The organism is Colwellia sp. KU-HH00111 (assembly GCF_040362745.1).
Classification (GTDB): domain Bacteria; phylum Pseudomonadota; class Gammaproteobacteria; order Enterobacterales; family Alteromonadaceae; genus Colwellia.
Map to the genome: position 1 here is coordinate 139634 of NZ_BAABWO010000006.1, position 25163 is coordinate 164796.

General features: G+C 38.1%; 22 protein-coding genes. 7 read left to right on the forward strand and 15 right to left on the reverse strand.

The features are described 5' to 3' along the window. Positions 1-14: 14 nt before the first annotated feature. The gene (gene ftsH / locus ABXG98_RS12435; RefSeq protein ID WP_353539013.1) at positions 15-1985 is read right to left on the reverse strand and encodes an ATP-dependent zinc metalloprotease FtsH; all 1971 of its coding nucleotides are present in this window, start codon (positions 1983-1985) and stop codon (positions 15-17) included. A 185-nt stretch (positions 1986-2170) separates the two neighbouring features. Continuing rightward, on the reverse strand, positions 2171-2800 hold the full coding sequence (rlmE, locus tag ABXG98_RS12440; RefSeq protein WP_353539014.1) for a 23S rRNA (uridine(2552)-2'-O)-methyltransferase RlmE: 630 nt from the start codon (positions 2798-2800) through the stop codon (positions 2171-2173). A gap of 82 nt (positions 2801-2882) precedes the next feature. On the opposite strand from rlmE, the gene yhbY reads away from it, so the two are divergent. Continuing rightward, positions 2883-3179 (forward strand): ribosome assembly RNA-binding protein YhbY, encoded by a 297-nt coding sequence (yhbY, locus tag ABXG98_RS12445; RefSeq protein WP_353539015.1) that lies wholly within the window; start codon positions 2883-2885, stop codon positions 3177-3179. Positions 3180-3270: 91 nt separating this feature from the next. Here yhbY and glnS read toward each other — a convergent pair whose 3' ends face one another. The 3 genes from glnS to ABXG98_RS12460 form a co-directional block, all read right to left on the reverse strand. After that, a complete protein-coding gene (gene glnS, locus ABXG98_RS12450; RefSeq protein WP_353539016.1) occupies positions 3271-4941 on the reverse strand; it encodes a glutamine--tRNA ligase in 1671 nt (556 codons plus the stop codon). A 130-nt stretch (positions 4942-5071) separates the two neighbouring features. Then, on the reverse strand, positions 5072-6940 hold the full coding sequence (locus ABXG98_RS12455) for a M1 family metallopeptidase (RefSeq protein WP_353539017.1): 1869 nt from the start codon (positions 6938-6940) through the stop codon (positions 5072-5074). A 131-nt stretch (positions 6941-7071) separates the two neighbouring features. Beyond that, positions 7072-7923, reverse strand: coding sequence for a flagellar protein MotY (locus ABXG98_RS12460; RefSeq protein WP_353539018.1), 852 nt, complete (start codon positions 7921-7923; stop codon positions 7072-7074). Positions 7924-8173: 250 nt separating this feature from the next. On the opposite strand from ABXG98_RS12460, the gene rnt reads away from it, so the two are divergent. Then, the gene (gene rnt, locus ABXG98_RS12465; protein WP_353539171.1) at positions 8174-8869 is read left to right on the forward strand and encodes a ribonuclease T; all 696 of its coding nucleotides are present in this window, start codon (positions 8174-8176) and stop codon (positions 8867-8869) included. A gap of 92 nt (positions 8870-8961) precedes the next feature. On the opposite strand, the gene ABXG98_RS12470 is transcribed toward rnt, so the two are convergent. Further along, complete coding sequence (locus ABXG98_RS12470; RefSeq protein ID WP_353539019.1) at positions 8962-9567, reverse strand: peroxiredoxin; 606 nt, start codon at positions 9565-9567, stop codon at positions 8962-8964. A gap of 109 nt (positions 9568-9676) precedes the next feature. Next, positions 9677-10006 (reverse strand): Grx4 family monothiol glutaredoxin, encoded by a 330-nt coding sequence (grxD, locus tag ABXG98_RS12475; RefSeq protein WP_353539020.1) that lies wholly within the window; start codon positions 10004-10006, stop codon positions 9677-9679. A 257-nt stretch (positions 10007-10263) separates the two neighbouring features. On the opposite strand from grxD, the gene sodB reads away from it, so the two are divergent. Continuing rightward, positions 10264-10845, forward strand: coding sequence for a superoxide dismutase [Fe] (sodB, locus tag ABXG98_RS12480; RefSeq protein ID WP_353539021.1), 582 nt, complete (start codon positions 10264-10266; stop codon positions 10843-10845). 123 nt (positions 10846-10968) lie between these two features. On the opposite strand, the gene ABXG98_RS12485 is transcribed toward sodB, so the two are convergent. The 4 genes from ABXG98_RS12485 to ABXG98_RS12500 form a co-directional block, all read right to left on the reverse strand. After that, on the reverse strand, positions 10969-11400 hold the full coding sequence (locus tag ABXG98_RS12485) for a type 2 periplasmic-binding domain-containing protein (RefSeq protein ID WP_353539022.1): 432 nt from the start codon (positions 11398-11400) through the stop codon (positions 10969-10971). An 87-nt stretch (positions 11401-11487) separates the two neighbouring features. Further along, positions 11488-11904 (reverse strand): type 2 periplasmic-binding domain-containing protein, encoded by a 417-nt coding sequence (locus ABXG98_RS12490; protein WP_353539023.1) that lies wholly within the window; start codon positions 11902-11904, stop codon positions 11488-11490. A gap of 36 nt (positions 11905-11940) precedes the next feature. Beyond that, the gene (locus ABXG98_RS12495; RefSeq protein ID WP_353539024.1) at positions 11941-13074 is read right to left on the reverse strand and encodes a porin; all 1134 of its coding nucleotides are present in this window, start codon (positions 13072-13074) and stop codon (positions 11941-11943) included. A gap of 69 nt (positions 13075-13143) precedes the next feature. Continuing rightward, positions 13144-14763, reverse strand: a complete 1620-nt coding sequence (locus tag ABXG98_RS12500; RefSeq protein ID WP_353539025.1) for a methyl-accepting chemotaxis protein — start codon at positions 14761-14763, stop codon at positions 13144-13146. A 262-nt stretch (positions 14764-15025) separates the two neighbouring features. Between ABXG98_RS12500 and ABXG98_RS12505 the strand changes: the two genes are divergently transcribed. The 3 genes from ABXG98_RS12505 (at position 15026) to ABXG98_RS12515 (ending at position 19884) form a co-directional block, all read left to right on the forward strand. Next, the gene (locus ABXG98_RS12505) at positions 15026-16960 is read left to right on the forward strand and encodes a PrkA family serine protein kinase (RefSeq protein WP_353539026.1); all 1935 of its coding nucleotides are present in this window, start codon (positions 15026-15028) and stop codon (positions 16958-16960) included. Between the two features lie 74 nt (positions 16961-17034). After that, the gene (locus ABXG98_RS12510) at positions 17035-18312 is read left to right on the forward strand and encodes a YeaH/YhbH family protein (RefSeq protein WP_353539027.1); all 1278 of its coding nucleotides are present in this window, start codon (positions 17035-17037) and stop codon (positions 18310-18312) included. Positions 18313-18342: 30 nt separating this feature from the next. Then, positions 18343-19884 carry a SpoVR family protein gene (locus ABXG98_RS12515; RefSeq protein WP_353539028.1) on the forward strand — a complete coding sequence of 514 codons (1542 nt, stop codon included), beginning with the start codon at positions 18343-18345 and terminating at the stop codon, positions 19882-19884. Positions 19885-20026: 142 nt separating this feature from the next. On the opposite strand, the gene ABXG98_RS12520 is transcribed toward ABXG98_RS12515, so the two are convergent. Together ABXG98_RS12520 and ABXG98_RS12525 are read right to left on the reverse strand one after the other, a co-directional pair. Then, positions 20027-20203, reverse strand: coding sequence for a DUF3545 family protein (locus ABXG98_RS12520; RefSeq protein WP_353539029.1), 177 nt, complete (start codon positions 20201-20203; stop codon positions 20027-20029). Between the two features lie 172 nt (positions 20204-20375). Further along, positions 20376-21524: a GGDEF domain-containing protein gene (locus ABXG98_RS12525; protein ID WP_353539030.1), complete on the reverse strand. Its 1149-nt coding sequence runs from the start codon at positions 21522-21524 to the stop codon at positions 20376-20378. 952 nt (positions 21525-22476) lie between these two features. Here ABXG98_RS12525 and ABXG98_RS12530 point away from each other — a divergent pair. Continuing rightward, positions 22477-22683, forward strand: a complete 207-nt coding sequence (locus ABXG98_RS12530; protein ID WP_353539031.1) for a hypothetical protein — start codon at positions 22477-22479, stop codon at positions 22681-22683. A gap of 312 nt (positions 22684-22995) precedes the next feature. Here the strand turns inward: ABXG98_RS12530 and sucD are convergent, their stop codons facing one another. Next, positions 22996-23868: a succinate--CoA ligase subunit alpha gene (gene sucD, locus ABXG98_RS12535; protein WP_353539032.1), complete on the reverse strand. Its 873-nt coding sequence runs from the start codon at positions 23866-23868 to the stop codon at positions 22996-22998. Continuing rightward, on the reverse strand, positions 23868-25034 hold the full coding sequence (sucC, locus tag ABXG98_RS12540) for an ADP-forming succinate--CoA ligase subunit beta (protein WP_353539033.1): 1167 nt from the start codon (positions 25032-25034) through the stop codon (positions 23868-23870). The genes sucD and sucC overlap by 1 nt, the downstream gene beginning before the upstream one ends. Positions 25035-25163: the final 129 nt, after the last annotated feature.

Sequence of the window (25163 nt, forward strand, 5' to 3'; positions counted from 1 at the left end):
CTATTAATTACAGACTACTTAACTGGTGCATCACTATTAGGCTCTGACAGATCTGGTGTAGGTTCGATATCACCATCTTGCTCTGTTGATTTTTTAGCAGAGCCACCTTCATTCGAATTCGAGCTTGAATTAGAACTAGAGTTAGAATCACTGTCATCCCATCCAGAAGGCGCTCTAACGGCTGTTCTTGCCATTAAATCATCAATTTGCAGCGCATCAATCGTTTCATACTTCATCAATGAATCTTTCATTGCATGTAATATGTCTATATTATCTTTGATCATTTTTTCAGCGCGTTGATAGTTTCTATCAATTACCGCTTTAATTTCTTCATCAATGGCTTTCGCCGTTTCATCGGACATATGCAATGACTTGGCTGACGTGCGACCTAAGAATACTTCGCCTTCTTCCTCAGCGAAAAGCATTGGACCCATTTTATCTGACAAGCCCCATTGTGTAACCATTTTACGGGCAATATTCGTTGCACGCTCGATATCATTAGAGGCACCTGTTGATACTTTATCACTACCATAAATGACCTCTTCAGCAACACGACCACCAAACAGCGAAGAAATATTACTTTCTAAATGTTGTTTAGAATGGCTAAATCTGTCTTGTTCAGGCAAGTACATGGTCACACCTAGCGCACGACCACGCGGAATAATACTTACCTTATAAACGGGATCATGATCTGGCACTAAACGTCCGATTATAGCGTGCCCTGCTTCATGGTAAGCGGTCATTTCTTTTTCAGATTCGCTCATCACCATAGACTTACGCTCTGAGCCCATCATGATTTTATCTTTAGCTTTGTCAAACTCATGCATACATACAGTACGACGTGAAGTACGAGCAGCCCATAAAGCCGCTTCGTTTACCAAGTTGGCTAAATCCGCCCCTGAAAAACCAGGTGTACCTCGGGCAATAACAGAGGCTTTCACATCATCACCTAAAGGCACTTTACGCATATGCACTTTTAAAATTTGCTCACGACCACGAACATCCGGTAAACCTACCGTTACTTGACGGTCAAAACGACCGGGGCGCAATAACGCTGGATCTAATACGTCAGGGCGGTTAGTTGCTGCAATAACAATAACGCCTTCATTGCCTTCAAAGCCATCCATTTCTACTAACATTTGGTTTAAGGTTTGCTCACGCTCATCATGACCACCACCAAGACCTGCACCACGTTGACGACCTACTGCATCAATTTCATCAATAAAAATGATACAAGGGGCTGATTTTTTTGCTTGTTCAAACATATCACGAACACGCGACGCACCGACACCAACAAACATTTCAACAAAATCTGAACCTGATATAGTGAAAAACGGTACCTTGGCTTCACCAGCAATAGCTTTTGCTAGTAATGTTTTACCCGTACCCGGTTGACCTACTAATAAAATACCTGATGGAATACGCCCACCTAACTTTTGGAACTTACTTGGCTCTTTTAGATATTCAACTAATTCAGCAACATCTTCTTTTGCTTCGTCACAACCTGCAACATCAGCAAACGTTGTTTTTATTTGTTCTTCACCCAATTGACGTGCTTTAGATTTACCAAATGACATGGCACCTTTACCGCCCCCACCTTGCATTTGACGCATGAAGAAAATCCATACCCCTATAAGCAAGATCATCGGGAACCATGACACAAAAATGGTCGTTAAAAAGCTGGTTTCTTCTGGTAATTTACCTTTTGCACGAACGCCCTGCTTGACGAGATCATTAATTAAATCACGGTCATAACCACCGGGTATTGTTGTAGTATATGCTTCACCACTACGTTTTTCCCCAGTAATAACGCCATTTCTGTCGACGTTAGCATCACGAATTTGTCCTTGACGAACATCAGTGATAAAACGGGTGTAGTCCATTTGCTCTTCATTGGCTGTATTAGGAGAAAAACTCTGAAAAACAGACATTAAAACAACGGCTATTACTAACCATAAAATAAGATTTTTTGCCATATCGCTCAACTTAATGACCTCTTTGGGTTTGATGAATTTGTACAAACATAACTGTTATACGTTATTGTGCCTAATTTACTACAATTCAAGCCTTGTCGCTAATTTACTTTAGTCTGTATTTACAACTAGTAACAACTTAATTACTCTACACTTGATAAATAATTGCGTCAAAACAAGTGCTCTGGTTATAAACATTAACCTTTATAACCGGTGGCAACAAGGTATACCTCACGCGAACGGGCACGTGAAGATTCAGGTTTTCGTGTTTTAACTGAAGTGAATACCGCTCTAACCTCTTTCATAAACTCTTCAAAACCGGCTCCTTGAAAAACTTTTACGACAAAAGCACCTTGTGGTTTCAATACTTGATGACACATATCTAACGCCAGTTCAACTAAGTACATGCTGCGAGCAGAGTCAGCACTTTCATTGCCGGTCATATTTGCTGCCATATCCGACATTACTACATCAATATTCTTGCCGTTAATGCGCGTTAACAAGGCATTAAGCACTGCTTCTTCGCGAAAATCACCTTCTAAAAAGTCAACGCCGGCGATAGCGTCCATAGGCAAAATGTCACAAGCAATGACTTGTCCATTATCACCAACCGCTTTAACCGCATATTCAGACCAACCTCCTGGAGCTGCGCCTAAATCAACCACCTTCATTCCGGCTTTAATTAATTTATCTTTGTTATTAATTTCTTCAATTTTAAAAACAGCACGTGATCGTAACCCTAATTTTTGAGCTTTTTTCACGTATTCATCTTCAAAATGCTCGTCTAGCCAACGCTGAGAGCTTGCTGTATGTTTTTTCTTTGCCATAATTTCGACTATTTATAGATATTAGTAGTTAGATAAGGGTAAAATAGCGTTAATTCAAGTTAACGACTATCGAAAAATCTTAATGAACCTAAATAAAAAGCAAATTCAATATTTAAAAGGGGTTGCTCACCCACTAAAACCGGTTGTTTTACTCGGAAATAACGGCTTAACAGAGGCCGTTGTTGCTGAAATAGATTATGCCCTTAATCATCACGAATTAATTAAAGTGAAAATCCCAACCGATGACAGAGACACAAAAGCTTTAATTGTTGAAGCTATTTGTCGCGAAACTAATTCAACTAAAATCCAAGTAATTGGTAAAACGTTAATTATTTATCGACAAAGTGAAGAGAAGAAGATTCGCATTCCTAAAATTTAGCAAGGCGTTAACTTTTCATTTAAATAAATAATAACCAAAAGGCAGATGTATTAGCATCTGCCTTTTTTATTGGTTCAAACCAACTTAACCTTTACCCGGCTATTTTTGCCCAAGTATCACGTAACCCAACGGTACGGTTAAACACTAAAGCACGTGCACTCTTTTCATCATTGTCTAAACAAAAGTAACCTTGTCGTTCAAACTGAAATGCTTGTTCAGGTTTTGCATCAATTAACGATGGCTCTACCTTGGCTTGCTCAATAGTTACTAATGATTCAGGGTTCATAACTTGATGAAAATCATTTTCAGCGGCAGGATTAGGAACAGTAAATAATCTATCATATAAACGCACTGTCGCATCAAGCGCTTTATCAGCATCAACCCAATGTATTACCCCTTTAGGTTTAGTGCCATCCGTTGGATTTTTACCTAAAGTATCGTCAAGATAATTACAATACACTGTAGTCACATTGCCCTGTTCGTCTTTATCACATCGAGTAGCTGTAACGACATAAGCACCACGAAGACGCACTGCTTTATCAAGTACCAAGCGTTTATATTTTTTATTTGCTTCTTCTCTAAAGTCTTCCGCTTCAATATATAATTCGCCGCTAAACGGGACAACTCGTGTACCTTGACTTTCATCACTTGGATGATTTTTAACAATTAAGTCTTCAGTTTTACCGGCTGGGTAATTCTCAATAACCAATTTAATCGGATCAAGCACGGCCATTGCTCGTGGCGCATTATCATTTAAATCTTCGCGGATGCAAGCTTCTAGCACGCTCATTTCAACGGTATTTTCCATCTTAGTCACGCCGATGCGTTTTGCAAATTCACGTAATGATGCGGGAGTGTAGCCACGACGTCTAAAACCTGCAATCGTAGGCATACGCGGATCATCCCAGCCATCAACTAGCTTTTCTTCCACTAAGGTATTTAATTTGCGCTTACTCATTAATGTATATTCAAGGTTTAAGCGTGAAAATTCATACTGATGGGGCTTAACCGGTACAGAAGCGTTATCAATAACCCAATCATACAAACGACGGTTATCTTGAAACTCCAAAGTACAAATAGAGTGTGTAATACCTTCAATCGCATCAGATAAACAATGGGTAAAATCATACATTGGGTAAATGCACCATTTATCGCCTGTTTGATGATGATGAGCAAAACGTACACGATAAATAATAGGATCACGCATGCACATAAAGCTTGAGCTCATATCTATTTTGGCGCGCAAAGAGCATTCACCTTCTTTAAATTCACCTTTACGCATTTTTTCAAATAACGCTAAGTTTTCTTCAACTGAGGTGTCTCTATAGGGACTATTTTTTCCCGGCTTATTCAAGGTACCGCGGTACTCACGCATTTCGTCGCCCGTTAAAAAACAGACAAATGCCAACCCTTTCTCTATTAGTTCTACCGCAAATCCATGTAATTGTTCAAAGTAATCAGAAGAGTAATGAACGTCACCTGCCCATTCAAATCCTAACCACTGAACATCCTTTTTAATGGCATTAACGTAGTCAATATCTTCTTTTTCAGGGTTAGTGTCATCAAAGCGTAAATTACATAAGCCATTATAATCGTTAGCAATACCAAAATTTAAACAAATAGATTTTGCATGACCTATATGCAAAAAACCATTTGGCTCTGGCGGAAAGCGTGTTTGCACTGAATTGTGCTTACCACTGGCAAGATCAGCATCAATAATTTGACGAATAAAGTTTGATGGGCGTTTTTCAACTTCCGACATTCACAAAACCTCTAAAAAAAATACGAAAAATATAATTGAACGGAGTATATCAAGAGTTCTAGGCAGCGAATAGCAAAAAGGCTCAACCGAGCCTTTTAATTATGAGATAAAATAACAAGGGAGTTTGAGACTATTTTTTTAAAATACCATCAATAGTGCCTTGGGCAAGACCATGATATCCCGGTCGAGCTTGTTGATAGACTTTTAATGCCCATGCTTTGCCTTGCTCGGTTTGTGCCAATTCTTTATACAAAGGTACAATTAACTTACGGCGGCCAATGGCTATTAAATACTTAGACATTGCAGGATAGACAACATCGTAACCCGCACGTACTGCTAATAAATACCACGCGTGAGCTATCTCTGCATTGTTACTATTGGTTAGATTGAATTGTTTATCAAGTGCTGTCATACGCTCAACCTTGATATCTAAAGGTAAGTTATTTATAAAATGCAACCATTCATGCAAGGTCCATTTCGCCGAAGGTAATTGAACTAACGTGATGTCGTCTGCTAACCATTGAGATATTTGTTTATCAACGATACTAAATGCGCTCGATGTAGGTTTAGGTACAAACGCCGGTAAACCTTGTTGATAAATCCATTCGTTTACTTCGTTATCACTGACGATATTCGGATATTTGTGTGTGAGGTTAGCTTTAAGGTATTTAACAAAATTAGCAGTGCCTAAACTTTCAAAGGCATGACTATCAAAGTAGTCCAATACAAAAGCATCGAAGCGTTCACGACCAAATTTTTTCTCTAAATAGATAAGGAATAATTGACCTTTAGTATAAGGTACGCTTGAAAAAGCATCATCTGGATCACGACCTTTTAAATCAATATAAAGCTGTGTGTCTCCAGGCGCTAGTTCGGCGATTTCATGGTTTAGCCCTTGTGCATCAAGAGCTTGCTCCATAATTGCTCTGTTTTTACCAAATACTGCTTCCATAATACGGTTTTCAACATAACTGGTAAAACCTTCATTTAACCAGAGATCTCGCCAGCTTTCATTAGTCACCAAATTACCAGACCAAGAATGTGCTAGCTCATGGGCTATTAAATTAACTAAACTTTTATCTCCTGCAATTACGGTAGGAGTAATAAATGATAAGCGCGGATTTTCCATGCCACCAAAAGGAAAGCTTGGTGGTAAAATTAGTAGATCATAACGACCCCAACGGTATTTACCATACATCTGTTCGGCTTTATCTATCATGGCTTGAGTATCATCAAACTCAGCAACCGCTGCATCTAATATGTTTGCTTCAGCATAAATTCCTGTTTGATGACTCATTGCTTTAAAGTGAAGATCACCCACGCCAATCGCAATTAAATAAGCCGGGATAGCTTGTGGCATTGAGAAAGAATAATCACCATCGCGTGTTGTGTCTGGTTCGTTATTTGCGCTCATTACTGCAAGTAAATCTTTGTCTGTGCGGATGCGTGCGGTGTAGGTTACGCGAACACTCGGGGTATCTTGAATAGGAATCCATGAACGCGCATGAATCGCTTGGTTTTGACTAAATAAAAACGGCTTTTCTTTACCAGCAGTTTGCTCGGGTGATAACCACTGTAACCCTGAGGCTTTTTCAGTAGAATTATAATAGATACGTAGTTTCTTTGTTTGATTGACAGCGTTAATGGTCAATTTAGCGCCTAGTACATCATCACGCTTGGCTAAATCAAAGCTCACTTTTTGCCATTGACCTTGCTCATTTTGCGCCAGTACTTTATCAATAACTAAATCACGAGTATCTAGGATAACTTGTTGACTGTCATCGCTAAGCCATTTTAATGACAACTCGGCAAAACCTAATAGTGATTTTTGCTCAAAATCTACCGCCAGATCCAAGTATAGATGTGTGGTGATCACTTGATCATAGTTTGCATAGGTATAAGCATCATTTCGTACCTGATGAGTGACCGAGGTATTAGCTAAAGCCCACTGCGACAAGGTTAAAGTAAATAACACTATTAACCGATTAAAATTTTTCATTTAGAGAATCCTAAAATATAGACAAAAAAACAGGCTAGTAGATTACTTCGAATCTACTAGCCTGTTCAACTTTTTATCAAACTCACTAGGCGGTTATTTTTATAGAATAACAACCAAATGTAATGCTTTAGCTACAATTTTTGCATTTGAATAACAACACGTCGGTTTTTGCCACGACCTAATGTAGTTTCATTAGAGGCTATATGGCGTTTTTCACCATAACCTGTCGCTTCGATACGGCTGGCATCAATACCATTTTTGACAAAGTAATCACGAATTTTCATCGCTCTTTTTTCTGACAACTTCAAATTTGACCATCGGCCACCATAACTATCTGAGTAGGCATCAACCAAAACGAGTTCAAGATCAGGGTCCAAACTTAAATATTCTCGGATCATATCAATGCGTCTTTGTGATGCTTTAGTAAACTTATCACTATTAGACTGATAATTTAATACCGTGTAAGCAATGTCCTCGAAACTATAATTCAGTAAATTACTCACGCAGGTAACAAAATTTCGGTAAGCACCTTTAAAGCGAGCTGTAGATAAACCAACCGATATTTTATCTTGCTCACTATGCCAATCATTATAATAAAAAGTTGGGCTCATCCCTTGCTCAAGCTCACTTAACATGGTCCAAGCGACTTTTTTAGGTAAACTAGGGGTAAACTGCTTATGGAGTTTCATGTTAGCTAAAACTTTGCCACCGTATCCGGGCCGCCATTTAGGAGATTCGCTGCGAACCTGTGCTAGAGAGTAGCTATCAGGTAGTAGCATCATATCTAATTCAAATTCCATATTAAGCTGACGACTTGCTTTTGCGGAAAATCGAGCTTGCCCATAATGAGGAATTTGGTGAGCTAACGTGCATTGTAGCCTTGAATCGTTAGCAAGTTGCCATTTAGAGCTGTTGAGATCAGCGCTATATTGACGAATACCGGCTAGGGCATTATTGGGAAGTAAACTAACAAAAAATGCCATAATGAAAAACACCTTAGCTAGGAAAAGGTAGCTAGGTAAATAAACGATAATTGGATTACCGATTGCACAAGAGTGTCTTTTCATAATAGTTACACGAAGTTTATAATTGGCTTAATTCTGTATCGACCCTTTCAATAGTAACTTTAGCATTTAATTATTGAATTTGCGTTAACAAATTAAATTATCTTACTTTGGCTTTTTCTGAGATAATCACGGTAAATTTTCTTCAATGATCTTATCCCTAAAAAATATGTCATCAAGCTTAGAGACCTTAAATCAAAAAAATACCGATATCATCACTCAAGCCAGCACGGCAAAGCCGCTTTTTGCTGAACGTTTTCGTGGTTACTTTCCTGTGGTCATTGATGTTGAAACAGGTGGTTTTAATGCCCAAACAGATGCGCTATTAGAGATTGCCGCCTCTGTTTTAGCTCTAGATGAAACCACTGGAAAGTTTTACTTAGATGAAACGATACAATTTAATGTAAACCCATTTGAAGGCGCAAATTTAGAGCCTAAAGCATTAGAGTTTACTGGTATTGATCCGAGTAACCCTCTACGTGGGGCTGTTGATGAAGACGTTGCTTTAAAAGCAATATTTAAATTGGTCAGAAAAAAAATGAAGTTAGCCGGTTGTCAACGCGCCATTATTGTAGCCCACAATGCCGCATTTGATTTAGGTTTTTTAAATGCTGCAACCACCCGCAGCAAAATAAAGCGTAGTCCATTTCATGGCTTTGTGAGTTTTGACACCACCACCTTGGCCGGACTTGCTCTAGGACAAACCGTGTTGGCCAAAGCCTGCGAGGCCGCCAATATAGATTTTAGCAATAGTGAAGCTCACTCAGCATTGTATGATACTGAAAAAACAGCAGAATTGTTCTGCTATATTGTCAATAAATGGCATGATTTAGGCGGGTGGCCACTAGTGAATAGCGATAATTAATACAAAAAAAAGGTTAGTGTCAAAAACACTAACCTTTATATCAATTGAATAACAAGCATTGAATTTAGCTTGCCATTAATAACCCGTCACTATTAAAGTTGGTCGGCATTATCTGTAAGGTAAGCTGCAACACCGTCTGGTGACGCTGTCATGCCTTTATCGCCTTTATTCCAACCTGCTGGACAAACTTCGCCGTGGTCTTGGTGAAATTGTAGTGCATCAACCATACGAATCATTTCATCTACGTTGCGGCCTAATGGTAAATCATTCACAACTTGGTGACGAACATTACCTTCTTCATCAATTAAGAAAGAACCACGAAATGCAACGCCAGCTTCTGGATGTTCAACATCATAAGCTTGACAAATTTCATGTTTAACATCAGCAACTAAAGTGTACTGAACTGGGCCAATACCACCATCATTTACTGGGGTATTACGCCAAGCGTTATGTGAAAACTGTGAATCAATAGAAACACCAATAACTTCTACACCACGACTCTTGAATTCTTCCATACGGTGATCAAAAGCTAAAAGCTCAGACGGACATACAAAAGTAAAGTCTAACGGGTAGAAAAAAACTACCGCTTTTTTACCCTTAATTGCTTCACTTAATGTAAAACCATCAACAATTTCGCCACTACCTAATACTGCAGCAGCTGTAAAATCTGGTGCGGGACGACCAACTAATACGCTCATTTTACTCTCCATTTATTTTATTAATTTCTCGATATGAGAATGATAAACTATCACTAGTATTGTGACAAATATCAATTTTTCAAGAAAAACAATAGAATTACTTAAGATTCTATTCCGAAACGTTTTTAGCCGCTGCTTCTTTAACTAACGTTTGTAGCTCGCCTTGTTGAAACATTTCTAAAATAATATCACAACCGCCAACTAACTCACCATTAACCCAAAGCTGAGGGAAGGTAGGCCAGTCTGCATACTTTGGTAATTCCGCTCTAATATCAGGGTTTTGCAAAATATCAACATAGGCAAATTGCTCATCACAAGAAATCAATGCTTGAGATGCTTGAGAAGAAAAGCCGCAACTTGGTAACTTAGGTGAGCCTTTCATATATAATAAAACGGCATTTTCACTAATTTGTTCTTTAATACGTTCAATCGTATCCATATTAACCTCTAATAAATTATTTCTGTTGATGTTTCAATGTAAACATATGGTGATAAAACTCAATTTTTCAATTCAAGATAATAAATACCTAAAATAAAATTTTTAATGCTTGAAAATAGCTGAAGAAAACCTATATCGTAATAAGACAATATAGTATAAACTTAATACTTGAGTATTTTACTCAAGTTTTAGTAAAAAAGACACCCTTTCTTCTTAAATACCTTATAACTTTTAAGATAAAAAAATTGGAGAGCAAAATGGCTATTGAATTACCTGCATTACCTTATGAACAAGATGCTTTAGAACCGCACATTTCTGCAGAAACTTTATCGTTTCACTATGGAAAGCACCATAACACCTACGTAGTAAAGTTAAACGGTTTAATTGAAAACACTGACTTTGCAACCAAGTCATTAGAAGAAATTGTAAAATCATCTACTGGTGGTGTATTTAACAATGCAGCACAAATTTGGAATCATACCTTCTACTGGAATAGTTTAAGTCCTAATGGCGGTGGTGAACCTTCTGGCGCATTAGCTGAAGCAATCAATGCTAGCTTTGGTTCTTTTGCTGATTTTAAAGCAAAATTTACCGAAAGCGCAATTAATAACTTTGGTTCGAGCTGGACATGGTTAGTGAAAAATTCTGATGGTAGCTTAGCGATTGTTAATACTTCGAATGCGGCTACACCATTAACTGACGATAACGTTACCCCACTAATTACGGTTGATTTATGGGAGCACGCTTATTATATTGACTACCGTAATCTTCGTCCTAGCTATATGGAAGCTTTTTGGGCATTAGCCAATTGGGAGTTTGCACAAGCAAACTTTGCATAAGTTTCAATTGCTTTAATTAACCTTAAACAGGTTGATAATCAAACAAAAAACGAGCCAAATGGCTCGTTTTTTTCTATTCATTGGTCCAACACTTTACCACGTTATATACTTAGGATGGCTCAATTAAAATGTTTTAACTACTTTCACAGAACCATCAACACTCGCTTTAGCCACATAACCAATGGCGCCAGGATTTGCAGCAACAAAGGCTAAAATCGCTTTATCGTTTGCAAGTTCTTTTGGGGGCTTACCTTTCCCTGAAAACATGAGTTTTGACCAATAAGCTTTCACTTGGCTCGCTTTTTTATTTAATACTTTTTCTTCAAATTCATTTCTGGTTGCATTGTTATATTTTAAATTGACAATGGTAATAGTATCACCCGTTGAAAATGCTTTTATTTTACCCAAAAAAATCCGTGAAACATCATCATCTGAGATAGTTGCACCATTTCCTGAATTTACTATCACAGACACTTCGGCGAGCGTGTATGAACTAAACAACATGATTGAAATGCAAAGTAAAAGCTTACCCTTAATATTTTTTATAATAGACATTGTATTTAACTCCAAATATGCAGTAACTAAGATAATCCTATTGAATACTCAGAATTAAATTAATTACTTATATTTTATAAAAATTAACTAAAAAACTTTAACCACTTTAACCGAGTCATCAACGCTTGCTGCATCGACATAAGCAATCATATTATTATCTGACGCCACCATCGATAAAACATCCTTATCAGAAACAAGCTCTGGTGGTGGTTTACCTTTACCTGAAAAAACTCTTTTTGACCAGTAAGCTTTTATTTGACTCGCGCTTTTACCCAAGACTTTAGTTTCAAATTCATTTCGTGTATCGCTGCCTAGTTTCAAATTGATAGCAACCGCTTTACCACCAGAAGTAAATTTTTTCAATTTACCTAAAAATAACCGTGATATATCACTGTCTGAAAGTACCGAGTTATTTTCATGATTAACCACCACGGCAATATCAGCATAGCAAAACGAACTAATCAATAGAGTACTACAGATACTTGTTTTAAAGAATTTATTCATAATTGACTCCGTTAATAAGTAATAAGATGTATCGTTTTAAAAAACCGCTACTAATGCGGTACGGAACAAGCCTGCATCATTATTACTATTAAGATCATCACTGTAGGACATATACTCAAATTTTAGTGCTGCTGAGTCATGAAAATCCCAACGCAAACCAAGGTTTATATAGCTTGCTTGATTTTTTTGAGAATCAGACAGTCCATTAGTTGGTACCAGTAATGGTAATAACTGATCGACAACTGGCACATTCTCGGTGACTCTATCCCTTGCATCATCATCTTCACCATAGGTAACGTGTACTAGCATATTATCAAAACGGTAGCCTGCTAACACATAAAATGAATCTTGATTCGGAAGGATTGTACCATCTAGGTTCAGTTCGGTATATTCACCAATCACGAGCCAATTGTTATAGTCAATTTGAAAACCAAACTCTAGAAACGACCCGGTATCTTTCATCACATTAATATCATTTGCGACACTATCAAACCCAGCAGCTTGCCAACCTTGAATAAGGGGTTGAGTGCCTTGCAATGGAATATTCATCTCGGTTTGTAAATACCCTGTTCGAAGCGTTAGCCAATCTCTAGTTATGGTGGCTACAAGCCCCATTGAGTCAATAAAATCAGGTTTGACGGTTTCACCTGCCACAGTAATTTCAGAATTATTGCCACCATAAATCATATGAAAATTAGCATCAAAACTACCCATACTCGTTGAGTATATCGCCCCTAAACCATCGAAGGTATCAAACGCAACACTATAAACACCTTCTGGAGGTGTGATCCAAGGGTATGCGTAAGAGACATCAAGAAAGTCCGAATACATATAAAAAGGGACGCGTTGTCGCCCGGCTAAAACACGCAAGTTATCGCTGGCATCATACGCGATATAAGCCCATTCAAAATCAGGATCCCAATCATTTTCTCCTCTCGCTAACAATTGTACTGTAGCGGTTAAACTATCCCCAAGATCTGCTGATGCTTGAATGGCAAATAATGAACCTTGGCTAAAGTCAATATCTTGATCATAACCATATAGAGTATCGTCACTTGATGTTGTGACTCCACCAACAATTGATGCAAAACCGTTGAGTGTGATTTCCGCTTGGCTATTTGCTGCAAAAATCGCACTAGATAGAATTAAAGCTTTGTGTAAGTTTTTCATATTTACTCCCAGTGTTTACTCTTATTATTTAATCAATTGAATAATGAAAAAGTGTATTTTCATCAATACCTATACCTTAAACTGTCTAGCAACTGATTCTAATTCCGATGCTAGGCTAGTTAAATGTTCACTAACAGAGGCGACTTCATCAGACGCTTTAGAAGCTTCATCCGCACAAGATTGTATGTCTTCAACATGACCTACCATAACCCCTGAAACTTGGTGTTGTTGCTCTGTTGCAACCGCTATAGCACCATTCATTTCTGCAATTGTATTTACCGTGTCAGTGATCACAACTAAGCTATCCCCAGCTTCGTTTGCTGTTTTAACACTATCTTCAACGCTCGAACGCGAACTCTCCATCATGGTTACAGCTTTTTTGGCCGCTCCTTGCAATTGACCTAACATTTGATTTATTTCTTCTGTTGACTCTTGGGTTCTCGATGCAAGGTTTCTCACTTCATCAGCAACAACCGCAAAACCACGACCTTGCTCACCAGCTCTTGCTGCCTCAATTGCAGCATTTAGGGCTAATAAATTGGTTTGCTCTGCAATACCTCGAATAACCTCGAGAACGACATTGACTCTATCGGTGTCTTCTTGCAGTAGGTTTATTGTTTCAGCTGCCTCTGTAACATTTTTAGCTAAATGCTGAATCCCTGATACGGTTAGCTCAACAACTTGTTTTCCTTTTTCAGCTTCGGTATTAGCATTTTTAGCCGCATTAGCTGCATCAGCCGCATTAGTTGTAATTTCAGCAACACTATTACTCATTTCTTCTACCGACTGTCTCGATTGAATAACACTTTCAGATTGGCGGTTAAATGACTCAATGGTACTGTTAGAGAGTGTTGAAATAGTACTGGCTGTTTCAGCAAGAGGTAATGCAGTGTCTACAACATTTTTAATTACCCCTTGTAATTTTTCAATAAAGCTATTAAACCAGAAAACCAAATCGCCCATTTCATCTTTGCTGGTAGTGGTTAACCGCACCGTTAAATCACCATTTTCTTGGGCAATATTTTTCATGGAATAGATAATATCTCGTAAATTAGAGCTAATGGTTTTAGCCACAGGAATAGCCACTGCAAATAAAACAATGATGGTAACAACCCCGACAATAACCCCTGTGGTTGAGGTCGATTCTGCCTCCTCATTAACTGATTCAAAGGCATTTTTAAAAGACTCATAGCGCTCGGCTCTAAAGGTGTTTAACTTACTTTGCAATGCAGTTAATTTGCCTAGCATCTCTTGACTTCGCTGTCCTAAGGTTGCAAAGTCTGCAGTGCCATCAACCATCTCTTTTGATAGCGCATAAGCTAATTTATAATATTCATTAAAATCAACCAGTAATGACCGTAAAAAACTCGCATTATCTTGGTCTGCTTGAATGTTTCTTTCGAGTTTGTCTCGAGTTTCCTGAGCGTAAACATTAGCTGTTTCCAGTAAATCAGCCTCCCCCATAGTCGCCGCATTCCCCAGGGTTTCTTTAAGCTTGTCAAGGCGAACCAAACTGTACTCTGAGGTTTGTAGTAATTGGTATTCAACTCGATAAGCGCCATCAAGCTGAGTAACTATGTTCGACATCGCTATTAACGTAATTGCGAGGTAACTGCAAAAACCTAACGCTCCAACCATTGGAATTAAAAGTATTTTGTAACGCACCGATAATGTTTTAAAAAAATTCATAGAGACCTACTAGTTACTGTTACACAAGGTTATTGTTATTTTGAACCACTAACTAAAATGAGTGTAGACAAGGAAATTTGATTCAACAACTTTTATAAAAAATTAAAAAAGCAATTAATTGATCTGACAAACTTTTTATCTGGGAACAATGCAATTAAATAACATTTATATTAGCAATATCAGCCAAAGCAACTAATCTTAATTTAAGGCTCTAGTAAATTTACTGTTAGCAATTATTACACCCAAGCTTATGGAGATTGTTATGACTATTTTTCAACATTATCAAGCTCGTTATGAACAGGCTCAGCAAGAAGAATTCAACTTACAAGAGTTTTTGACCTTATGTAAAGACAATAAGCTTGCCTATGCTAGTGCCTCTGAAAGGCTATTAAGCGCAATCGGAACACCTGAAACGATTGATACCGCCACCGACCCAAGGCTAAGTCGAATTTTTTCGAATAGAGTTATCAACCGATATCCTGCGTTTAAAGATTTTTATGGCATGGAAGATGCCATAGAACAAATTGTTTCTTATCTAAAGCACTCATCTCAAGGGTTAGAAGAGCAAAAGCAAATATTATATTTACTCGGCCCTGTTGGTGGTGGTAAATCTTCTTTAGCTGAAAAGCTAAAAGCGTTAATGCAGCAAGAGCCGATTTATGTATTAAGTGCTAATGGTGAGCGCAGCCCTGTTAATGATCACCCTTTTTGTTTATTTGACGTTCACTCTGATGGCAAAATCCTACAAGAAGAATACAATATTCCATCACGCTACCTAAACAACATAATTTCACCTTGGGCGGCAAAACGTTTACATGAATTTAAAGGTGACATTGCTCAATTTAAAGTCGTTAAGGTCTACCCTTCAATTTTAGACCAAATTGCCATAGCTAAAACAGAGCCAGGCGATGATAACAATCAAGATATTTCAGCACTAGTTGGGAAAGTTGATATTAGGCAACTTGAACATTATGCCCAAAATGATGCAGATGCCTATAGTTACTCGGGTGCATTGTGTAGGGCTAACCAAGGGGTTATGGAATTTGTAGAGATGTTTAAAGCGCCAATTAAAGTGTTACACCCCTTACTCACTGCAACCCAAGAAGGCAACTACAATCCCACTGAAGGCTTATCGGCATTACCCTTTAATGGTATTTTATTGGCTCATTCTAATGAATCTGAATGGCAAACGTTTAGAAACAACAAGAATAACGAAGCCTTTTTAGACCGGGTTTATATTGTTAAAGTACCCTATTGTATGCGGGTTTCTGAAGAAGTTAACATTTACAAAAAATTGCTGGAGCACAGCGAGTTAAAAACCGCGCAATGTGCGCCTGACACGCTAGAAATACTAGCGCAATTCTCAGTACTGTCTCGATTAAAAGACCCCGAAAATTCCAGCATCTACTCTAAAATGCGCGTTTATGATGGTGAAACGTTAAAAGACACTGATCCTAAGGCCAAGTCCTATCAAGAGTATAAAGATTATGCAGGTATTGACGAAGGAATGTCAGGCTTATCAACACGTTTCGCCTTTAAAATACTCTCACGTGTGTTTAATTTTGACAATGTTGAAGTAGCGGCTAACCCAGTACACTTGTTTTATGTACTTGAGCAACAAATAGAGCGTGAGCAGTTACCAAAGGAAACCACAGAGCGGTATTTTGAATTTATCAAAGGATATTTAACGCCTCAATACGTTGAATTTATAGGTAAAGAAATACAAACCGCCTATTTAGAGTCTTACTCTGAATATGGACAAAATATTTTTGATCGCTACGTTACTTATGCTGATTTTTGGATACAAGATCAAGAATACCGTGATGCTGAAACAGGACAACTATTTGATAGACAGTCGCTGAATGAAGAGCTGGAAAAAATAGAGAAACCCGCAGGAATCAGTAACCCTAAAGATTTTCGTAATGAAATTGTCAATTTTGTTTTGAGGGCAAAAGCCAGTAATAACGGTAAAAACCCATTATGGACTAGCTATGAAAAGTTACGTACCGTCATTGAGAAAAAAATGTTTTCTAATACCGAAGATTTACTGCCGGTTATTTCTTTCAACTCAAAAACATCTAAAGATGATCAACAAAAACATGATGATTTTGTTGAACGAATGATGAGTAAAGGCTACACCCAAAAACAAGTTAGATTATTATCTGAATGGTACTTGCGCGTAAGAAAGTCTTCTTAAATGTCTCATTAGGCTAACGTTATTGCTTATCAAACTAAAGGTAACGCATTGTAGTTAAGAGATAAGGAGCCAGAATGGCTAATTTTATTGATAGACGACTTAATAGTAAAAATAAAAGTACGGTTAATCGTCAGCGTTTTTTAAGGCGCTATAAAAACCAGATAAAAAAGTCGGTATCTGACGCGATTAACCAGCGTGGTGTCACTGATATACAATCTGGTGAAAATATTATCATCCCTAAAAAAGACCTTTCTGAGCCGGTATTCCATCAAGGAAGTGGAGGTGTTCGCGATAGAGTTCACCCAGGTAATGATCAATTTTCTACGGGTGATCGTATAAAAAAACCACCAGGACAACAAGGACAAGGTAGCGGAAAAGGCGATGCTAGTGACAGCGGTGAAGGTGAAGACGACTTTACTTTTTCTATATCCAAAGAGGAATATTTAAACCTACTGTTTGAAGATTTAGAACTCCCTAATTTAGAAAAAAATCAACTCGATAAATTAATTGAATACAAAACTGTTCGCTCTGGTTTTTGCGCAGAAGGTGTGCCGTCAAATATAGATATTGTCAAATCACTACAAGGCTCTATTGCTAGGCGTATAGCCATGACATCATCAAAAAGGCGACAGCTAAAAGAGCTAAAACAACAATTACAGTTGCTTAATCAAGATACCCATGATCATGTGAGCGAAATCCAAAAAATTAATGAAAAAATTACTGAGTTAGAGAATAAAATCGCCAAAGTGCCTTTTATTGATACCTTTGATTTGCGCTTTAGAAACTTTACTAAACAAGCCGTTCCCACATCAAAAGCGGTGATGTTTTGCCTAATGGATGTATCAGGTTCAATGGATCAGGCAACTAAGGATATAGCTAAACGTTTTTATATCTTACTGTACTTATTCTTGAGCCGAACTTATAAAAATATTGAGGTGGTTTATATTCGTCATCACACTCAAGCTAAAGAAGTGGATGAACAAGAATTCTTTTACTCGCAAGAAACCGGCGGCACCATAGCATCTAGTGCATTAGAGCTGATGAATAATATTATCAACGAGCGCTACAATGATAACCAATGGAATATTTATGGCGCACAAGCGTCAGATGGTGATAACTGGGCTGATGACTCTCCGCACTGTAAATCATTGCTCGAAAAACAGATTTTACCAAGAACTCGCTATTTCAGCTATATTGAAATAACGCAACGTGCTCACCAAACACTATGGCAGCAATATCAGCAACTTAAAGAATCACATACAAATTTTGCCACGGCTCATATCAAAGAAGTCTCAGATATATATCCGATATTTAGAGAGTTATTTAAGAAGAACACCACAAGTGCTGCCTAAAGAATCAATGTAAACAAAATAGGTGAAATTATGGTAACAACATCTAAAAAGAAATCAGCAAAAGTAACCCCATTAAATGACTGTCCTGATTGGACATTTGAATTACTTGAGCAATATCAAACCGAAATTGCCAGGGTTGCTGCCCACTACCAACTTGACACCTACGTCAATCAAATTGAGGTTATCACTGCAGAACAAATGATGGATGCTTATGCGGGTGTTGGCATGCCTATTGGCTATAACCATTGGACATTTGGTAAAAAATTTATACAAACCGAGCAAACTTATAAACGAGGACAAATGGGGTTAGCCTATGAAATAGTCATTAATTCTGACCCTTGTATTTCATACCTTATGGAAGAAAACACTATGCCAATGCAAGCCTTAGTTATGGCGCATGCTTGTTATGGTCACAACTCATTTTTTAAAGGCAATTATTTATTTACCTCATGGACCGATGCTAGCTCTATTATTGATTATTTATTATTCGCCAAAAACTATATCGCAAAATGCGAGCACCGCCATGGTATAGATGAGGTTGAAGCGACTTTAGACGCTTGCCATGCTTTGATGAATCATGGCGTAGATAGATATAAAAGGCCACAAAAAATATCATTAGAAGAAGAGTTAAAGCGTCAAACAAAACGAGAAAAATATTTGCAATCTCAAGTTAACAACTTGTGGCGAACTTTACCTGACCAAAAGAAAACCAAAGATAAACAACAAAGTAAATTTCCTTCTGAGCCACAGGAAAACATTTTATACTTCATCGAAAAAAATGCTCCGTTGTTAAAACCTTGGCAGCGCGAAATAGTCCGCATTGTCCGAAAAATATCTCAATATTTTTACCCGCAAAAGCAAACACAGGTTATGAATGAGGGATGGGCCTGCTTTTGGCACTACACCCTGTTAAATCACCTTTATGATGAGGGCTTAGTCACAGATAAGTTTATGTTAGAGTTTCTACACAGTCACACCAATGTGGTCGCCCAACCTGAATACAATAGTAAATACTACTCAGGCATTAACCCTTATGCGCTAGGTTTTAATATGTTCATTGACATTAGACGCATTTGTGAACACCCTACGGACGAAGATAGGGCATTCTTTCCGGATATTGCTGGCAGTAATTGGCTAGAGACAGTTCATTTCGCTATGAAAAACTTTAAAGATGAAAGTTTTATTAGTCAGTATTTGTCACCTAAATTAATTCGAGATTTTAAGCTATTCCATATACATGACGATGACCAAAATAACTACGTGGAAATAGGTGCAATACATAACGAGCAAGGCTATAAAAAAATCCGACAAAAGCTAGCTGAGCAATACAATTTGAGCAACATAGAGGTAAATATTCAAATAGTTGATGCTAATATTGAAGGGGATCGTTCATTAACACTGCGGTACACACCACACAATGATATTAAACTGGGGGATTCAAAAGATGAAGTGCTTAAGCATTTACACTATCTATGGCAATTTGATGTGCAGATTATACAAGAGAATAAAGACGGAAAAGATGAAGTTATCACTCAATGTCCTGCGCCAAAAGATAAAGAAGGTGAAGAATAAAGGTTAATTTAATGCCGCTAGGCTAGGCGTAGCTCAAATGTAGTTGCTCTGACCTAATTTGAACTACTGCACCGAGCTACAACCGAGGGTTTTCAAAATTAATTGCAAGCTTACTCCGTGTAACTCAAACCCTAAGACACACCTAATAAGAATAATAATTATCACAAAAATCTAATTCTCTTTTCTGCCGTTGTTGCTCTTTAAAGGCTTCAATTTCACGCCATTTGCGCTTATTTTGCTTTTTGCTTTTCTTTTTTTCACACACTTGAATATCTTCAAAATCACTAAAATCTAATTCTTGCCATTCGCTGTCTTTCATATTAAATACTCATATTGTTGATTTTCTTTAATATAATTAAGCTATATGACAGTTTATTTACTAAAAAATGAAGATAATATGAACTTATATGAAATTTCAGCGCTCTAGCCGATGAGATAGATCAAAAATTTGTCTGATATATTCTTATTTTAATCATACTGAATACAAAAAATTAAATCGATTGGTATAATTGAACTTGATTACGCCCTAAATATTTTGCTTGGTATAGCGCTTTATCAGCAGTGATTAATAACTCATCTTGGCTAGTCACATTATTCTCATTGTAACCACTGACACCAAAACTAGCCGTTAAGCTAAGCTCGACGTTAATTGAATTAGTATAGTTAAAGATACTTTTGTTAATTTTATCTTTCAACTGAAGTGCTAATTGAAATGCTTGAGTACTTGCCGTGTTAGGCAATAAGATAACAAACTCTTCTCCACCATAACGTGCAAGTACATCACCAGTTCTGACAACTTCTTCAGCTAGCAGACTCGCAATAAACTTTAAACACACATCACCAGCATCGTGCCCGTAGGTATCGTTGATTTTCTTGAAATTATCTAAATCCATCATAACCATTGATAAAGAACTACGATTACGACTCGCTCTTTTGTATTCAATGGTAAACTTTTCATCAAAATAACGTCGGTTTTTCAATCCCGTTAGAGGGTCTTGTTCATTTTGAAGAGCGAGTAATTGATTACTAGTCAATATCTCTTCTCTTTGTTGGCTAAGTTTATTTCTTAATTTCAAGCTGAAATTGGCAATAATACTTATCCAAATTGCAGATAAAGTAAATACAGCAAATTCGACAGCTTGATACTCTAAGCTAAATTCATTGGGGTATTGAAGGTAATAAGAAAAATCAGCGATAGCTAAACCTATGATTGATGTTATTGGTAATAAAAACAACGCCATTTTTGAGGTATGGTAGATGCTGTACAGTAAACAAATAAAGCTAAAAAATACCATAATACCTTTTATTTCAGGCATTAAGATCATAGCTGTGGTTATCCAAAATGTGGCATTTAACAGTTGAACTGTTGTTAAATTAGGATCACTAAATCGGAGATTTTTATCAGTCTTGAGTAAATAGAATAGTAACACTTGTGTTACTAGGCAAATTGCAACACCAATGAATACGTTTATAAGCTTAATATCGGAAATATCAAATACTGCACTTAAAATAACAACCAACCAACCAACAAAAAAAATACCAAAACCTATAATAGCTCGATATAAGCGTTTTTTTTGTAGTAGTGCCAACCTTTTTGGCTGGTGTTTTTTAGGATTAATTAACCGTTTGCTTGCAGTCATTATTATTACATCTTGTTTATTATCTGCACTATCAACTAATATACCATGTGATTGTGATCACTGTATAGCGTGATGAATATTATCAAAATGCAACAAGTCTGCATGGCGTCGCGGTGGTGACAGCATGAATAACAATTTTGAGTTTACAGTCAATGCCTGCGCTTATTCTATTATAAAGGTCGCCCATGAAAGCGGCAGCCTTGGCCATCAGGACAACATGCACCTGCATTGTCTAATAAGTTACAACCATGTAACGTCATGGCTTGGTTTGACTGACACTTTACATGTCTTCATCATGGTGGGTTATACTTAATTATTGCTTGGATTTTGATTCTCTGCTTGGCGTCGCGGTGGCGACAACACCCAAAGGGAGTCTGCCTCCGGCCTCCCCTTGGAACCCCACGGAGCTCCAACTCAGCAAAACATTCAATAACAAATGAGCGTAGCCCACGATACCTGCCGATTTATCATCCATGAACAACGGCAGTCCTCGACGTCCTGTCTCGGATCGAGGCCTACATCTGCTAGTTGGCCATTTCATTGCTGAGATGGTTATTTAAGCTCTTGGCAAAGTTCGCTAATCATTCAAAATAAGAGTTTTTTACTCTAACAAAACCTAATCTGTTCTTAAATTCCCTTCCCGATCAACAAACACCAAGTCTGCTTGAATCAAGTGCCTTGAATGGAGGATCACACTTGATTAGCAGCGCAGGGGGATTCCCTGCTCAGTAGAACATTCAATAACAAATGCTTGGAGTTTGATTCTCTGCTTGGCGTCGCGGTGGCGACAACACCCAAAGGGATACTGCCTCCGGCATCCCTCTGGACTCCCTCGGAGCCCCAACTCAGCAGTACATTCAATAACAAACGAACGTAGCCCACGATACCTGCCGATTTATCATCCATGTACAACGGCAGCCCTCGACGTTCTGTCTCGGGTCGAGGCCTACTCATGCTCGTTGGTCATTTCATTGCTGAGATGGGTATTTGGCTCTTGGCACGGTTAGAAAACCCAATGAACACCGTCTATTTGAAGCCACAAAAACTTTATTATAATCCCCCCTCCTATCAACAAGCGCCAAGTCTGCTTGAATCAAGTGCCGAAATGAAAGGCAATATTCACGTATTGCCATCATGGATGATGGCAAAGGCAAAGTAGCACATGGATGTGCGTTCTTTGCCGTTACGTCGAAGATATTGCCTTGAATGTAGGTTCACACTTGATTAGCAGCGCCGGGAGAGTCCAGAGGGGGCTCGGCGTTTAGCCCCCTTTGGGTGTCGTCGCCACCGCGACAATGTATTAATAGATAAAATGCATAAACTGTATATAATTTAATAGGTTATTGAAATACCACCTAAAAACATAAGGAAAGCAGCAGAAGAAAAGATGCTAAAGATAAGTAACTATAAAAACAAAAAACCCGCTAGATAGCGGGTTTTTATTAAAGATTACAAGCTGTAAGCTACTAGCCTACCAACCTGTTTTCTCTTTAAGTGCAGAGCCAATTTCCGCTAAAGAACGAACTGTTTTAACACCAGCCGCTTCTAATGCTGCAAATTTCTCATCAGCTGTACCTTTACCACCAGCGATAATCGCGCCAGCGTGACCCATACGCTTACCAGCAGGTGCGGTAACACCAGCAATGTAAGAAACAACAGGCTTAGTAACGTTAGCTTTTATGTACTCAGCAGCTTCTTCTTCTGCAGTACCACCAATTTCACCAATCATTACGATTGCTTCAGTTTGGTCATCAGCTTGGAACATTTCTAATACGTCAATGAAGTTAGTACCTGGAATTGGGTCACCACCAATACCTACACAAGTAGATTGGCCAAAACCTGCATCAGTAGTTTGCTTAACTGCTTCGTACGTTAAAGTACCAGAGCGTGAAACAATACCAACTTTACCTGGCTTGTGAATGTGACCTGGCATGATACCAATTTTAGTTTCGCCTGGTGTGATAACACCTGGGCAGTTTGGACCAATCATGCGAACGCCAGACTCTTCAAGTTTAACTTTTACGTCAACCATGTCTAACGTTGGGATACCTTCAGTGATAGTAACGATAATCTCGATACCAGCATCGATAGCTTCTAAAATAGCATCTTTACAGAAAGGAGCAGGAACGTAGATAACTGTTGCTGTTGCGCCAGTTGCTTCTACTGCATCACGTACTGTGTTAAATACTGGAAGGCCTAAATGCGTTTGACCGCCTTTACCTGGGCTTACGCCACCTACCATTTGTGTACCGTAATCAATTGCTTGTTCTGAATGGAAAGTACCTTGACCACCAGTAAAACCTTGACAGATAACTTTAGTATCTTTGTTAATTAATACAGACATTACTTGCCCTCCGCAGCTGCAACAACTTTAGTCGCTGCATCGGTTAATGACTCAGCTGCAATGATAGCAACATCAGAGTTCTTAAGAACTTCGCGACCTAATTCAGCGTTTGTACCTTCTAAACGTACAACAACTGGCACTTGAACACCAACTTCTTTAACTGCGCCAATAATACCTTCAGCAATCATGTCACAACGCACGATACCACCAAAGATGTTAACTAAAACAGCTTTAACGTTGTCGTCAGAAAGAATGATTTTGAATGCTTCAGCAACACGTTCTTTGGTAGCACCGCCACCAACATCAAGGAAGTTAGCAGGTTTGCCGCCGTGTAAGTTAACGATATCCATTGTACCCATTGCAAGGCCAGCACCGTTAACCATACAACCAACGTTACCGTCTAATGCTACATAGTTAAGTTCCCACTGAGCAGCATGCGCTTCACGCTCATCTTCTTGTGATGGATCGTGCATTTCACGGATTTTAGGTTGACGATATAACGCATTGCCGTCAATACCAATTTTTCCGTCTAAACAGTGAAGATTACCTTCATCAGTGATAACTAACGGATTAATTTCTAATAAGGCAAAATCAAAGTCGTTAAACATGTTAGCAAGACCCATAAAGATCTTAACAAATTGCTTCATTTGCGTTGGGTTTAAACCCAATTTAAAACCTAATTCACGTGCTTGATATGCTTGAGGGCCTACAAGAGGATCAATTTCAGCTTTATGAATCAATTCAGGTGTTTCTTCCGCAACGGTTTCAATCTCAACACCACCTTCGGTAGAGGCCATGAAAACAACTTTTTGAGAAGCACGATCAACAACAGCACCAAGATATAATTCGTTAGCGATATCAGTACAGCTTTCAACTAAAATTTTAGATACTGGCTGACCATTTTCATCTGTTTGATACGTTACTAAGTTTTTACCCAACCAATGTTGTGCAAACTCTTTGATCTCTTCTTTGGTTTTAACCAGCTTAACGCCGCCAGCTTTACCACGGCCGCCCGCGTGTACTTGAGTTTTAACAACCCACATATCGCCGCCAATTTTGGCAGCAGCTTCTGCAGCTTCTTGAGGGGTATCGCAAGCGAAACCTTCAGAAACTGGTAAACCATATTCAGCGAATAATTGTTTCGCTTGATACTCATGCAAATTCATGGTGTTTTATCCATTTATCTGTAAATGAAAGCTAGCATTTGTTTACGCTTTTAATAATAAACTTTAATAAAAAATACACATTAAAAGAATCAAACAAACGAAAGCCAATGAAAAGTTGACAAATTATAG